The sequence below is a fragment of the Lacrimispora struthionigena genome, assembly GCF_048627165.1.
Classification (GTDB): domain Bacteria; phylum Bacillota; class Clostridia; order Lachnospirales; family Lachnospiraceae; genus Lacrimispora.
In genome coordinates this window covers 336,203-348,723 of record NZ_JBMBWP010000001.1, presented here as the reverse complement: position 1 = coordinate 348,723, position 12,521 = coordinate 336,203, and the positions used below count along the sequence as shown (strand labels likewise).

Genomic DNA, 12,521 nt, shown 5'->3' with positions numbered 1-12,521 from the left:
TAATCTTAGCATATTTGTATTTTAACCACAAGTTTATTTTGATTTTTCATATATTTTTGTTTAAATATCACATTTTTATATATTATTTCTATACACAATACATATTACCATTATCTACATTCCCACTATTTTGTATATAAATTAACTTAAATTTAAGTATTTTTAATTTAAGTTAATTTTATTATTGGGAAATAAAAAAAGAGCGGCACACTGCCACCCTTTTTAGAATTATACTATTATGCTTTTTACACTATCCCTTTCCACAATTTGACTGTCCAAATATACTATTTTATAATAATCCGACTTTCCATTTGCCTTTTTTAAAAGCATTTTTACTGCAGCAGAGGCCATCTCTTTCATATCAACATTATAAGTTGTAAGCTTCTTTGCCAGGGAATGCCCGTACAGGTAATTATCGTATCCTACCAGCGATATATCTTCCGGAACGCGATATCCCAACTGGGAAAGTCTGTCATAGAGAAACCCTGCGACGTAATCATTGCAGCACACAAATGCTGTGGGCAGGGTTTTGGGCAGCGATATCGCTGCCTTTTGGCTGACAACCTGCGGATCTGCAATCACCCACTCCTGATTCACTTGTACTCCCCACTCTTCCATTACTTTTCGATAGCCGAAATAACGGTCACATAGGTTTTCGTTTGTTTCTACTTCCCCCACATATCCGATGCTGCGATGTCCCTTCTTTAACAGATACCGCGTCATTTTATACATTCCTATATAATTGTTGGACATAACAGAGGAACAGCCGGATTCCTCACATCTGAAATCCAATAGAACCACGGGAACCTTCAGCACTTTAAGTATACAATCCAGATATATTTTTTCCAGTTTTCCGATCACAATAAGACCGTCAATTGCTTCGTCTGCAGCCAGGCGAGGCGGTTCAAGCTTCTTTTCCTGGTCAGTACTGATAATTTCAAGCGTTGTAAGCGCTTTGTGTGTGGAGGCAGCCCAGACAGCCTGCTGATACATTGTCCAATAAAAAGAGGTTCCAATACCAATATACTGCTCTGATACAATCACACCTATTGTAACTTTTCCTTGTGGGATTTTATTCTGCTTTGTATTGTCATAGCCCAGCTCTCTTGCCTTTTCAATAACCTGAGCTCTAACTGCTTCGCTGACTCCCTTCTTGCCGGAAAGAGCATTTGATGCCGTCACAATACTTGTCCCTAATTCGTTTGCAATATCTTTTAACGTCACTATTCTTGCCAAAGACTTACCTACCCCTTCTTTTTACGGTATTTCCTTCTTTTATAACCCCATCCACCATTCGGATACCAAAGCTCTTGCCTTTTCCTTTGATTCTTTTTAAAAGTGTGTTAACACTGATCCGTGCCAATACTTTCTCATCAATTTCATACGTTGTCACTTTCAGCCCATCCGGATATTCATCCAAAAAACGGTCAAATGCTACGATTGATACATCCTCCGGAATTCTCACGCCTTTTTCCCTCAGTTTCTCAATTAGTAAGGCAGTACTTCTTTCACAATTACAAACAAATGCGGCTGGCAGCTGTGAAGGTAGATCAAAATCGATTAAAGAGCCATATTCATCCACGCTGCGGTCACAGATCAGGCTGGTATGATCAATATGGTTCAGTAACATTGCTTTACAATAACCCATATACCGGTCCATAATACTGTTTGTCGCCCTGGGTGTTCCAAGAAATACAATATCCTTATGACCGCATTCAATTAATCTTTCCGTTGCCTTCTGCATTCCCCTGAAACTGTCCGCAATGATAAAATCCATATCTTTATCCACATCATAAAAATCCACACCCACTACAGGCACCTTTGAATTTTCCCTGACTAAATCCACGAACAAAGAGGCCATCTCACCAATAATCAAAAGTCCATCTATTTCAGCATCTGGAAATAGATAAACCGGATCTGCAATGCGTTCACAGGTTTCATCAATTACATCCAAAATTGTGATACAGTCCCGTTTGGCCGCCTCCTGCGCAATTTCTTTGTATATATGCATATAAAACGAAGGATATTCTTTTACATAGCGTTCAGCAATCAAAACTCCGAAGCGATATGTCTGCCCATCATCCTGTGGTTTCGGTGCACTTTTACGATATCCGGTTTCCTCTGCCAAAGCAAAGATCAGATTGCGCACCTGATCACTTGCCCCTTTCTTTCCAGAGAGCACATTTGATACAGTTACCACACTAACACCAGCCCGTTGAGCAATCATTTGCATTGTAACTTTTTTTTCCATTTAATTACCTGCTTCTATGCTTAATTTTAATTAAAATCAGATTAATTTTAACATTAAGTTTGCCTAAGGTCAACGAGACTTGTATTAAAATAACCTGCAACCGTGATTTAGATCACGGAATTTATTTTAATTATTGATTATACTTGTTTTGTGGGTAGTTTGATAAAAAATAAACAAAGGAGGTTGTTTATGTTTCAGGAAGAATATTCAATGTTAGCAAAAGCGGCGGAAAACAAATCAAAGTTTCTGAAAAAGAATCCTGTTGGATACTGGGTTGCGGCCATGCTGGCAGGTATTTATGTGGGTTTTGGAATTCTATTGATCTTCTCCGCCGGAGGGATGATTTCCAGTCAGCCTTACGTCAAGATTATTATGGGTGCATCCTTTGGCATCGCCCTCAGCCTTGTTGTTATGGCAGGAGCAGAACTGTTTACCGGCAATAATTTAGTAATGGCAGGCGGAATGTTCAGCGGTACGGTCACATTTTCGGAGACTGTTAAACTGTGGGTGGTCTGTTTACTTGGAAACTGGGCCGGTTCCATTCTTCTTGCACTTATTTTCTGGGGTGCCGGGCTGGCAAAAGGGCCAGTAGGGGAATTTATGGCAAATGCCGCTGCTGCAAAAATGGCAATCCCCCTCATTCCTCTCTTTTTCAGAGCGGTTCTCTGCAACATCTTAGTTTGCCTTGCTATCTGGTGCAGCTTCCGCTGCAAATCAGAAAGCGGAAAATTAATCATGGTGTTCTGGTGTCTTTTTGCGTTTATAACAAGCGGCTATGAGCACAGCATTGCAAACATGACACTGCTTACGGTGGGAGTCTTAAGTCCTAACGGTGCGGCTGTTTCCCTTTCCGGATATTTTTACAATATTCTGGTTGTAACTCTTGGCAATATGGCAGGCGGAATTTTATTTACTGCTGTTCCCTATTATCTGATTTCCGGAAAAAAGGAGGCTTAGCATGGGATATATCCTTAATACAAAAGAGGTCAACCAAGTATTTCAAAACTGGAAAAAGGATTCCGTCATCTATGCTCCCGTGCTGAAGAAAAATGGTGGTGCTTTTTCCGATACAGACTCTGTTCACTACGGAGAAATCCAGTCCATTGACGAAATCGTATTTGACCAGAAGTCAGACTTTTCTTTTAAAGAAATACTTCTTCCCATCTCAGAGACCTTATTTTATTTTACGGAAGATTCGGTAAAGGAACCGGAAGCCCCTGTGAAGCAGGCAATTATTTTTCTGCGAAGCTGCGATCTTCACGGGGTGAAACGCTTAGATACCATGTATCTCCATAACGGGGCTGAAGACCCTTATTATAAACGTCTTCGGGACCGGGTGAAATTTGTACTTATGGGGTGCAAAGAATCCTTTGAGAGCTGCTTCTGTGTTGATATGGGTACCAATCGTACAGACGACTACCATGCTTCCATGGAACTGTGGGAAGACGGAGTGAGAATTGATAATAAAAATCCGGAATGGGATGAGTTATTTGCTGCCAACTGTTCAAAACAGGCAGATGTAACCCCTTTTTACGTAACCGGGACTGAAACACAGGTCAACATCCCTGATTCTCTTTCCTTAGATGTTATGAAGTCATCCATGTGGAAACAATATGACAGCCGCTGCATTAACTGCGGACGGTGTAATTTTGTATGCCCAACCTGTACCTGTTTTACCATGCAGGATATTTTCTATACCGATAATGGCAAAGCCGGAGAACGCCGCAGAGTATGGGCTTCCTGTATGACAGATGGTTTTCCTGATGTAGCAGGAGGCGGAAGCTATCGCCAGAATAACGGACAGCGCATGCGCTTTAAGGTTCTTCACAAAGTATTTGACTACAAGAAGCGCAATGGTATTCATATGTGCGTAGGCTGCGGCCGGTGCGACGACGTGTGCCCGGAGTACATCTCATTTTCCCACTGCATCAATCAGCTGGAGGATGCCATGAAGGAGGTAAATGGAAATGAATCATAACGAATATCTTCCTTTCCGTTCTGAAATCAAGGAGGTAATCCGCCATACGGACATTGAATACACATTCCGCATGGCTTATCATGGAGACGTAAAACCGGGTCAGTTTTTTGAGGTTTCCATTCCCAAGTTCGGAGAAGCGCCCATTTCTGTCAGCGGCATCCGGGAGGATTCCGTGGATTTAACAATTCGCCGGGTAGGTAAGGTGACAGGAGAAATCTTTGAACGTTATCAGGGAGACAGCCTGTTTTTAAGAGGGCCTTACGGTAATGGATTTGATATAGAGAATTTCCGGGGGAAAGAGCTTCTGGTCATAGCAGGCGGAACCGGACTTTCTCCTGTGAAGGGTGTGGTTGATTATTTTTCCAGTCATATGGAAGAAACAAAGGGCATGACACTCATCGCCGGATTTAAGACGCCCAAAGACATTCTCTTTCTGGAGAACTTCGGCAAATGGAAGCAGGCAATGGAAGTCATTCTGACCGTGGATTGTGCAGATGATGACACAGCCTGCCAGATCGGACTGGTCACCCAGTATATACCAAAATTAAAGCTGAAAAACAAAGAAGAAACCACTGCAATTGTGGTGGGGCCTCCAGCCATGATGCGCTTTACCACTCAGGGACTTCTTGATATTGGACTGTTGGAAGAAAATATCTGGATATCCCATGAACGGAAAATGTGCTGCGGAATCGGCAAATGCGGACACTGTAAAATTGATGACACCTATGTGTGCCTGGACGGACCTGTCTTTCCATTTACCAAAGGCCGCAAACTCTTGGATTAGAAAGGGGAACGTCTAATGGATATTAACACAAAGGAACTGAAAAAAAATGCTTTCCGGGTTACGAAACACAGAGGTCTTACAGCCTCCCGCGTCCGGGTTCCAGGCGGTTATCTGGAAGCCAGATTTTTATCTATGATTCAGAATATTGCTGATACTTACGGCAATGGCACTGTACACATTACCTCCAGACAGGGTTTCGAGATTCCTGGAATCCCATTTGCGGATATTCCAAAGGTCAATGCTCTCCTGCAGCCAATTATTGAAGGACTGGGTATTAACCAGGAAAAATCGGGAGAGGGCTACAGCGCTGCCGGAACAAGAAATATAACCGCATGCATCGGCAACAATGTCTGCCCTTATGCCTGCTATAATACGGCGGATTTTGCAAAGAAAATAGAGAAAGCCATTTTCCCAAACAATCTCCATTTTAAGGTCGCATTAACCGGCTGCCCCAACGACTGTGCCAAGGTGCGGATGCATGATTTCGGCATTATGGGAATGACACTCCCCCACTACGATGCAGACCGCTGTGTCAACTGCGGCGCCTGCGTAAAAGCGTGCAAACGGAAATCTACCGGAGCTCTGGAAACCGTAAACTGTAAGGTATCCCGTAATCATGAAACCTGCATCGGCTGTGGAGAATGTGTACTTGCCTGCCCCACCAGAGCCTGGACCAGAAGTCAGGAGAAATTTTACCGTCTCACTCTGCTTGGACGTACCGGAAAGAAAAATCCCCGTTTGGGCGAGGATTTCATCAAATGGGCCGATGAGGACAGCATTTTAAAAATTATTTTAAACACCTATGATTATGTGACAAAATACATTGATACCACCGCTCCCGGCGGAAAGGAACACATCGGATATATTGTGGACCGGACCGGATTTGAAGAATTCTACCGTTGGGCAATGAAGGATGTGACTTTGCCGGAAGAAGCAAATGTTTATAAGCCGCTTTACTGGAAGGGCGTCAAATATTAGAAAACGATAAAAGCATGACTTAAACCCGTACTGGAGGTTCAGGTCATGCTTTTATTCTGTTAATTAATCTTTATCCTGAAACAGATTATTTAAAATAGTAATTATAAAAGCGGCAATCAGCGAATTAAAAAAGCCGCCCATACTTATATTTTCAACAAGGGAATCGGCAATCATGATCGTCCACGCATTTACAATAAAGCTGAATAAGCCTAACGTCAGCAAATTAGCGGGTAATGTGATCAGCATAAGAAACGGTTTTATGATCAGGTTCACAAGCAAAAGTACCATGCCCATAATAAGCAGTGCGCCTATACTTCCAATATAAACCGAGTTGAATACAAACGACATCAGATATATGGCTAATACAATTGATATATACTTAATAAATAATTTCATCATTTTACCTCCAATAAATACTATTTTGCCTGCATCAGTTCCTGATACTCAATTATATATGATTCCTGACTATAAATGCAAGTTACTTTCTATCTTCCATGACTCCCACTGTATTTCTATAAAATATCTGTTATAATTATAACAGAATTTTAACAGCCAGTATAAGGGGGAAACTTATGTCAAGTGCTATGTTTTTCAGTCTTCTTTTAAATATCGGTCTTCTGGTTCTGATCGCTACCCTTCTTACCAAAATCCCCATTGTAAGGAGCATGCTCCTTTATGATATGCATTCCGCCGGCTGCGGAATCATGCTTGCCATCTTATTTGGTTTAATCAGCATTATATCAACTTACACAGGGGTTCGCACCCAGGGAGCAATTGTCAACACACGGGTAATCGGAGTGCTGGCTGCCGGCCTTTTGGGCGGCCCATATGTGGGAATGGGTGCTGCCTTAATTGGAGGGATCCACCGTTATCTGTTTGACGTTGGTGGATTTACCGCTGCAGCCTGTGCTGTCTCTACTCTGGTTGAGGGGCTTGCAGGCTCTTTGTTCTCCAGCCGGTTTAAGTCCGGAAAAATGGGCAGCTCCAGTGTTTTTATTCTTACAGTTTTTGTAGAATTTCTTCAGATGATGATCATTCTGCTTATTTCACGGCCCTTTTCTGCAGCTGTCCAGCTTGTAAAGCTGATCTCACTCCCCATGATGACCATGAACGCACTTGGAATGTTAGTATTTCTAGGCACTTTTAACATGGTGTTTTTGGAGGAAGACAGTCAGTTTGCTGAACGGATGCGGCTGGCTCTTGGAATCGTGGAGCAGAGTCTTCCCCATCTTCGCAAAGGTTTATACAGTATAAAGGATATGCAGGCTGCTGCTGAAATTATTTTTCAGTCCACCAGCTGCGCCGCCATACTTATAACAGATACCGAAAAAATAATAAGCAGGAAAGCCAATCTGGAACTGAAGGATATGAATGAGGATACGGTTCTTCTCCCAATACTTAAGTCTATACACGACAGGAAACCAACCATTTTTCATTATGCCAGAAAAGGGGAACCACTTTATTCCATTTTAAAAAACCATATTATTGTGGCTGCTCCCATTATAGAAATGAATCAGGTTATGGGAAGTCTGACCATGATAATAAAAAAGCACTGGCAACAGTCCCAGTCCGATTTAAATTTTGCCTCGGAACTTGCAAGGCTTTTTTCCACTCAGTTTGAGCTGTCTGAACTGGAATACCAGAAAAAATTAAGGCGTAAGGCAGAATTAAAAGCGCTGCAGTCTCAGGTCAATCCCCATTTCCTTTATAATTCTCTCAATACCATCTCCTACGTCTGCCGGGACAATCCGGACAGAGCAAGAGAACTGCTTCTTACTTTGTCTTCCTATTACAGGCAGACACTGGAGCACAATTCCTACATGCACACACTAAAAACGGAACTTCAGCATATTACCAGCTATCTGGAGCTGGAAAAAGCCAGATTTGAAGAAAAGCTCCATATAGAAATAATAACAGACGAAAAGACAAACTGCCTGATTCCGGCCTTCATACTTCAGCCCTTAGTGGAAAATGCAATCCGCTATGGTTTTGATAAAAGCGCCAATCGCTATGTATCCATCTGCGCCTGTATGGAGGGAGCATTTATAAAGATCTCCGTTTCCGATAAAGGACCCGGAATTCCAGAAACAGTCATTAAGCATCTGTATGAAGGAGAGCATTACGGGGGAGTGGGACTGGAAAATGTCCATAAACGGCTAAAAAGCATTTATGGACAGGAGCACGGACTTCATATTGAAAGTTCTGATTCCGGATCTCACATCTTTTTTACCATTCCGGTCTCTCCAGAATCAAAATATGAAGGGGGATTCAATTATGAAAATTGCTGTGATTGATGATGAACGTCCTGCGCGTAAAGAACTGATCCACCAGATTTTATCCTTCCTTCCTGACAGCGAGATTATGGAAGGAGACAGTGGTAATGCAGCCCTTGAATTATTTGGCCATCATTATTTTGATATTCTCTTTCTGGATATTAGTTTAAATGATATGGATGGAACCACACTGGCAGCTGCCGCAAGGAGAATGATGCCTCATGCCCAGATCATCTTTGCAACAGCATTTTCCCAATATGCAGTCCAGGCATTTGAGCTGGGTGTAAACAACTATATTTTAAAACCCTTTGATCCGGAACGGTTACGCTGCATTCTGGAAAAATGCAGACAGGATTTGGATCATTCTTTGAAAAACGATTTATGTCTCCCAGCACATAAGTTTCCAATTAATGTCAACAGAACCATTATACTGCTTGATATCAGGCAGATCGTGTACATAGAAACCTGCTGCCGAAGCTGCATTATCCATACCGTTTCCAGGGATTATACGGAGAACCAGCTGTTAGGTGAATATGAGAAACGCCTTTCTTCCTGTGGATTTTACCGGATTCACAAAAGTTATCTGATCAACTTAAATTACATATCCGAAATGTTTCCATGGGCAAATAACAGTATGGCTGTTAAAATGCAGGGGTTCGAAAAAGAGATTCTGCCCGTAGGAAGAGAAAAGATCAAACAGTTTAAGCAGATCATTGGTGTCTAGCTGCTGTTTATGCACAAATACCTCCTTTTCATACATTTTTCATTTATTATTGTGCATATTTCATTATAATTGGTGGTAATGAGATGTTTTAATAATAGGAGGTAGGCAAATGATAAGTTTCTTTTTATGTCTGTTGCTGCTGATTGCAGGTTTCTTCTTCTACAGCAAAATCACAGAAAAAGTTTTTGGACCTGATGACAGAGTAACACCAGCTCTTTCCATGACGGATGGAAATGACTACGTTCCCATGGGGACCCCACGCATCTTTTTAATACAGCTGTTAAATATAGCAGGCCTGGGTCCCATCTTCGGTGCACTTGCAGGAGCCTGCTGGGGACCCAGTGTATTTTTATGGATCACCTTCGGTACTCTTTTAGGGGGCGGTGTACACGATTATATGATAGGTATGATGTCCATGCGGCATAAGGGAGCCAGTGTATCAGAACTGACCGGTTCCTATCTTGGCACTGCCATGAAGCAGATTATGCGGGTATTTTCAGTAATTCTTCTTGTATTGGTGGGTGTAACCTTTTCTACCGGGCCGGCAAATCTCTTAGCGATGCTGACACCACATGTACTGGATTCCAGATTCTGGCTCATTGTTGTACTGGTCTATTATTTTATTGCCACCTTTGTCCCTATTGATAAGGTGATCGGAAAGATTTATCCGTTCTTTGGAATCTGCCTGATAGTAATGGCACTTGGTGTTGGCGGAGCCATTCTTTTTAAAGGATACCACATTCCGGAAATCACCCTGGCCAATCTTCACCCGGCCGGGACACCAATCTGGCCCACCATGTTTATCTCTGTTGCCTGCGGCGCCATATCGGGATTTCATGCCACACAGTCCCCTTTGATGGCCCGCTGTCTTACCAATGAGGCAGATGGACGAAAGGTATTTTATGGAGCCATGGTCGCAGAAGGTGTGATTGCGCTCATCTGGGCTGCAGCTGGAGTTGCTTTTTATGACGGAACCGGCGGTCTTTTAACGGCACTTGGAAATGGGCAGTCCAGCGTTGTTTATGAAATCTGCTTTCAGCTTCTTGGACCCGTAGGTGCTGTTATAGCCATGATTGGAGTTATCGCATGCCCCATCTCTTCTGCAGATACGGCTTACCGGAGTGCACGTCTGACTTTGGCGGACTGGTTTAAGCTTGACCAGAAACCGGCGAAAAACCGCCTGCTCCTTACCATACCGCTTCTGGCAGTTGGCTCTGTTCTGACTCAGTTTGATGTTCAGATCGTATGGAGATACTTCTCCTGGAGCAACCAGACACTGGCAATGATCGCATTATGGACTGCAAGCGTTTATCTCTTCCGTAAAAAACGCTTTTACTGGATTACAGTGCTTCCTGCAACTTTTATGTCCGCAGTCTCCTGTACTTACATACTGATGGCAAAGGAAGGACTTCAGATATCCACCGCCATTGCTTATCCCATTGGAATAATTTTTGCAGCTGCCTGTTTTGGGACCTTTTTCTATACGACTGTTCTTGGAAAGGGCAGGCATGCCACTGCTTCCTCCTGTGAGACAGAGTATGCTGCAGCAAAATCAGACTAAGCATTAAAAATACGGAACTGCCCGGGTGTCCAGCCCTGGCAGTTCCGTATTTCATTCCCTCATTGCTTTATTGCACAGGGAACAGTTTGCGCAGTCAGAAGGGCTGCAGTGCATTCCGGGCCGTACAAAAGGCTCTATGGTAAATCCGCATGATTCCAGATTATATCTGTCTTTTTCAATTAATACTTCCCCTGATTCTGCCAGAAACTCTACTTTTATTCCGGATACAGTAAGTACCTCATCGTAGAGCGGATGAGGCTTTATATGGGGAGAATATTTTCTCATCACTTCATCCTCTGTCTGTACATAGATGGAGTGATCGCAGGTTGTAAGAGCCTTAATTTCTCCATTTTCGGTAAATGACAGAGAATTGCTGTCTGCATTGATTCCGATCTGATCCGGATCGTAAGCGGTAATCCTCCCGATGGGAGTGGATAACAGCACAGGATCTGCCGGTTCTACTGATTTTAGATTCCCCGACTCATATAAGGACAGCCCCACTTTCGTTTCCACCATTCCCATTGGAGTCCGTATGGAAGCCTTTTCTCCCGGAAATAATGTGATGCTTTTAATGTCTCCACTCTTATAAAAACACAGACCATTGATCATTGCCTGAAATTCCGTGAATTCAAGATCAAAGGTCAGGGAAATGTTAAGCTTTCGCTCATCTTCCTCCGTCCAGAAGCCGCTTATCTGCCCATCCAGTATAAATACCCGGTGTATTTCTCCAGTCGGATAGAATTTAATCAGTTCCACTGGGAGCTCCCCAATGGGAGTAAGAACCTCCTGCTGTTCTTCCAGTGCCACACTGACCACCATTCCCTGCCTGTCAAACTCCACTGACGGCTTCTTTTTTCTTCTTCCATTTTCCGTATAAGCTGGAATCAGCTCTCCTGCCTGAGTGATGATCATATTCTTTTCCGACAGGCTCACTCCCAAAAGCTCTCCGTTTGGATGGCAGAGAAAGGAATCCACTCCACCCAGAATTCCGTAAGGAGTCTGAAGTGTCTTCGGGTCTAAAACCATATAATTTTGCATCGCTTTTCCCTCCTGCTAACACTGTTTTCTGGTTACCGTTATATGTAATCCGCCCTCTTCTTTCCGGATCTTTTTTTCATAGGAAGCATCTGTTTCCAGCCATGGTGGTATGTGTGCACAGACAAGCTGCAGCTCTAAAAACGGAGTGTTGGAAAAAAAAGGTAATAGTGCCTTTTTAGAGGAAATCTCCGGGCACTCCTTTTGAAGCTGTGCCAAATCAAGAAAATAGATTCCAGGCGTCTGGGTTTCCACAGGTCCTGCATTCTTAATCATCTCTTCTTTCCTTCTTCGTTTTTCATCGCTGTCTTCCATATCCTTTACCATTCCGTCTAATGTGTCCTGATCAGCCATCTCTGCACAAAAGATGCAATATCCCTTCTGGTTGAATACCGAAAAAGGAATTCCTGAAAGCTCTTTGCACAGAATGGCTTTTGCATCCTCTGTGAGAGTCAGGACTGCTTCCGTTTCTTTTCTCAGTTCCTCCACTGAATTCCCTTTTATGGGAGAAAAGGAAGCAGTCCGAACCGCCTGCCACTGTGTCCCCTCTTTTTCATATATTTCTACCAGGTTGCAATACAAAAAAGGAACCAGTTTTTGATCTTTGCTGATCACCGCTATTTTTTCCATCTGCCCGTTCCTCCTTTACCCATCAATTTCAACTACATTTCCATTGATCAGCTTTGCAAGAAATTCCTCCAGCTCAAGTCTTGCGTCTTCTTCATCGATATTTTTTTCCTCGGACAAAAGTGTGATCAGTTCATCCACTCCTGCCCCCCTTTCCAGGCTGTTCCACAAGAAGATGCAGATCTCATTTACCGACGGCAGGCCGTCTAAGGAACCATTCTGGCTGTCTCTTTCATCAAAAATACAAAATTCCCCTCCCAGTTCCATTAATGCAAATCCAGGCTTCAGCTTCACTTTCCTGATGTTCATA

The 12,521-nt window shown here is 43.0% G+C and carries 13 protein-coding genes; 7 read left to right on the top strand and 6 right to left on the bottom strand.

Translation table 11 applies throughout. The annotated features are described in order from the left end of the window. Positions 1-228: 228 nt before the first annotated feature. Together ACOAOT_RS01610 and ACOAOT_RS01605 are read right to left on the bottom strand one after the other, a co-directional pair. Positions 229-1,236 (bottom strand): LacI family DNA-binding transcriptional regulator, encoded by a 1,008-nt coding sequence (locus ACOAOT_RS01610; RefSeq protein WP_420215348.1) that lies wholly within the window; start codon positions 1,234-1,236, stop codon positions 229-231. Between the two features lie 4 nt (positions 1,237-1,240). Continuing rightward, entirely contained in the window at positions 1,241-2,251 is a 1,011-nt protein-coding gene (locus ACOAOT_RS01605) for a LacI family DNA-binding transcriptional regulator (RefSeq protein WP_420215347.1), read from the bottom strand. 189 nt (positions 2,252-2,440) lie between these two features. Here ACOAOT_RS01605 and ACOAOT_RS01600 point away from each other — a divergent pair, with 189 nt between their 5' ends. The 4 genes from ACOAOT_RS01600 to asrC are packed head-to-tail and all read left to right on the top strand — an operon-like array spanning position 2,441 to position 5,991. Then, positions 2,441-3,208, top strand: a complete 768-nt coding sequence (locus ACOAOT_RS01600; protein ID WP_420215346.1) for a formate/nitrite transporter family protein — start codon at positions 2,441-2,443, stop codon at positions 3,206-3,208. 1 nt (position 3,209) lies between these two features. Next, positions 3,210-4,229: an anaerobic sulfite reductase subunit AsrA gene (asrA, locus tag ACOAOT_RS01595; protein WP_420215345.1), complete on the top strand. Its 1,020-nt coding sequence runs from the start codon at positions 3,210-3,212 to the stop codon at positions 4,227-4,229. Beyond that, positions 4,219-5,013: an anaerobic sulfite reductase subunit AsrB gene (gene asrB, locus ACOAOT_RS01590; protein WP_420215344.1), complete on the top strand. Its 795-nt coding sequence runs from the start codon at positions 4,219-4,221 to the stop codon at positions 5,011-5,013. Before asrA ends, asrB begins: the two co-directional genes overlap by 11 nt. A 15-nt stretch (positions 5,014-5,028) precedes the next feature. Continuing rightward, positions 5,029-5,991: a sulfite reductase subunit C gene (gene asrC / locus ACOAOT_RS01585; RefSeq protein ID WP_420215343.1), complete on the top strand. Its 963-nt coding sequence runs from the start codon at positions 5,029-5,031 to the stop codon at positions 5,989-5,991. Between the two features lie 63 nt (positions 5,992-6,054). Here asrC and ACOAOT_RS01580 read toward each other — a convergent pair whose 3' ends face one another. Further along, on the bottom strand, positions 6,055-6,390 hold the full coding sequence (locus ACOAOT_RS01580; RefSeq protein ID WP_420215342.1) for a phage holin family protein: 336 nt from the start codon (positions 6,388-6,390) through the stop codon (positions 6,055-6,057). Between the two features lie 173 nt (positions 6,391-6,563). Here ACOAOT_RS01580 and ACOAOT_RS01575 point away from each other — a divergent pair, with 173 nt between their 5' ends. From ACOAOT_RS01575 to ACOAOT_RS01565, 3 genes are all read left to right on the top strand, one after another. Then, positions 6,564-8,285 carry a LytS/YhcK type 5TM receptor domain-containing protein gene (locus ACOAOT_RS01575; protein WP_420215341.1) on the top strand — a complete coding sequence of 574 codons (1,722 nt, stop codon included), beginning with the start codon at positions 6,564-6,566 and terminating at the stop codon, positions 8,283-8,285. After that, positions 8,266-8,988 carry a LytR/AlgR family response regulator transcription factor gene (locus ACOAOT_RS01570; RefSeq protein ID WP_420215340.1) on the top strand — a complete coding sequence of 241 codons (723 nt, stop codon included), beginning with the start codon at positions 8,266-8,268 and terminating at the stop codon, positions 8,986-8,988. Before ACOAOT_RS01575 ends, ACOAOT_RS01570 begins: the two co-directional genes overlap by 20 nt. A gap of 109 nt (positions 8,989-9,097) precedes the next feature. Continuing rightward, complete coding sequence (locus ACOAOT_RS01565; RefSeq protein ID WP_420215339.1) at positions 9,098-10,549, top strand: carbon starvation CstA family protein; 1,452 nt, start codon at positions 9,098-9,100, stop codon at positions 10,547-10,549. Between the two features lie 51 nt (positions 10,550-10,600). On the opposite strand, the gene ACOAOT_RS01560 is transcribed toward ACOAOT_RS01565, so the two are convergent. The 3 genes from ACOAOT_RS01560 to ACOAOT_RS01550 are packed head-to-tail and all read right to left on the bottom strand — an operon-like array spanning position 10,601 to position 12,520. Then, positions 10,601-11,587 carry a hypothetical protein gene (locus ACOAOT_RS01560; RefSeq protein ID WP_420215338.1) on the bottom strand — a complete coding sequence of 329 codons (987 nt, stop codon included), beginning with the start codon at positions 11,585-11,587 and terminating at the stop codon, positions 10,601-10,603. A 15-nt stretch (positions 11,588-11,602) separates the two neighbouring features. Next, positions 11,603-12,214 (bottom strand): Fe-only nitrogenase accessory AnfO family protein, encoded by a 612-nt coding sequence (locus ACOAOT_RS01555; RefSeq protein ID WP_420215337.1) that lies wholly within the window; start codon positions 12,212-12,214, stop codon positions 11,603-11,605. A 15-nt stretch (positions 12,215-12,229) separates the two neighbouring features. Next, the gene (locus tag ACOAOT_RS01550) at positions 12,230-12,520 is read right to left on the bottom strand and encodes a PqqD family protein (RefSeq protein ID WP_349667787.1); all 291 of its coding nucleotides are present in this window, start codon (positions 12,518-12,520) and stop codon (positions 12,230-12,232) included. Between the last annotated feature and the right edge of the window lies 1 nt (position 12,521).

Excerpts from the sequence above, each read along its gene's own strand:
- ACOAOT_RS01565 (WP_420215339.1), top strand. The coding sequence starts at position 9,098 with ATGATAAGTTTCTTTTTATGTCTGTTGCTGCTGATTGCAGGTTTCTTC.
- asrA (WP_420215345.1), top strand. The coding sequence starts at position 3,210 with ATGGGATATATCCTTAATACAAAAGAGGTCAACCAAGTATTTCAAAAC.
- ACOAOT_RS01605 (WP_420215347.1), bottom strand. The coding sequence starts at position 2,251 with ATGGAAAAAAAAGTTACAATGCAAATGATTGCTCAACGGGCTGGTGTT.
- ACOAOT_RS01550 (WP_349667787.1), bottom strand. The coding sequence starts at position 12,520 with ATGAACATCAGGAAAGTGAAGCTGAAGCCTGGATTTGCATTAATGGAA.
- asrC (WP_420215343.1), top strand. The coding sequence starts at position 5,029 with ATGGATATTAACACAAAGGAACTGAAAAAAAATGCTTTCCGGGTTACG.
- ACOAOT_RS01600 (WP_420215346.1), top strand. The coding sequence starts at position 2,441 with ATGTTTCAGGAAGAATATTCAATGTTAGCAAAAGCGGCGGAAAACAAA.
- ACOAOT_RS01580 (WP_420215342.1), bottom strand. The coding sequence starts at position 6,390 with ATGATGAAATTATTTATTAAGTATATATCAATTGTATTAGCCATATAT.
- ACOAOT_RS01570 (WP_420215340.1), top strand. The coding sequence starts at position 8,266 with ATGAAAATTGCTGTGATTGATGATGAACGTCCTGCGCGTAAAGAACTG.
- ACOAOT_RS01555 (WP_420215337.1), bottom strand. The coding sequence starts at position 12,214 with ATGGAAAAAATAGCGGTGATCAGCAAAGATCAAAAACTGGTTCCTTTT.
- asrB (WP_420215344.1), top strand. The coding sequence starts at position 4,219 with ATGAATCATAACGAATATCTTCCTTTCCGTTCTGAAATCAAGGAGGTA.
- ACOAOT_RS01575 (WP_420215341.1), top strand. The coding sequence starts at position 6,564 with ATGTCAAGTGCTATGTTTTTCAGTCTTCTTTTAAATATCGGTCTTCTG.
- ACOAOT_RS01560 (WP_420215338.1), bottom strand. The coding sequence starts at position 11,587 with ATGCAAAATTATATGGTTTTAGACCCGAAGACACTTCAGACTCCTTAC.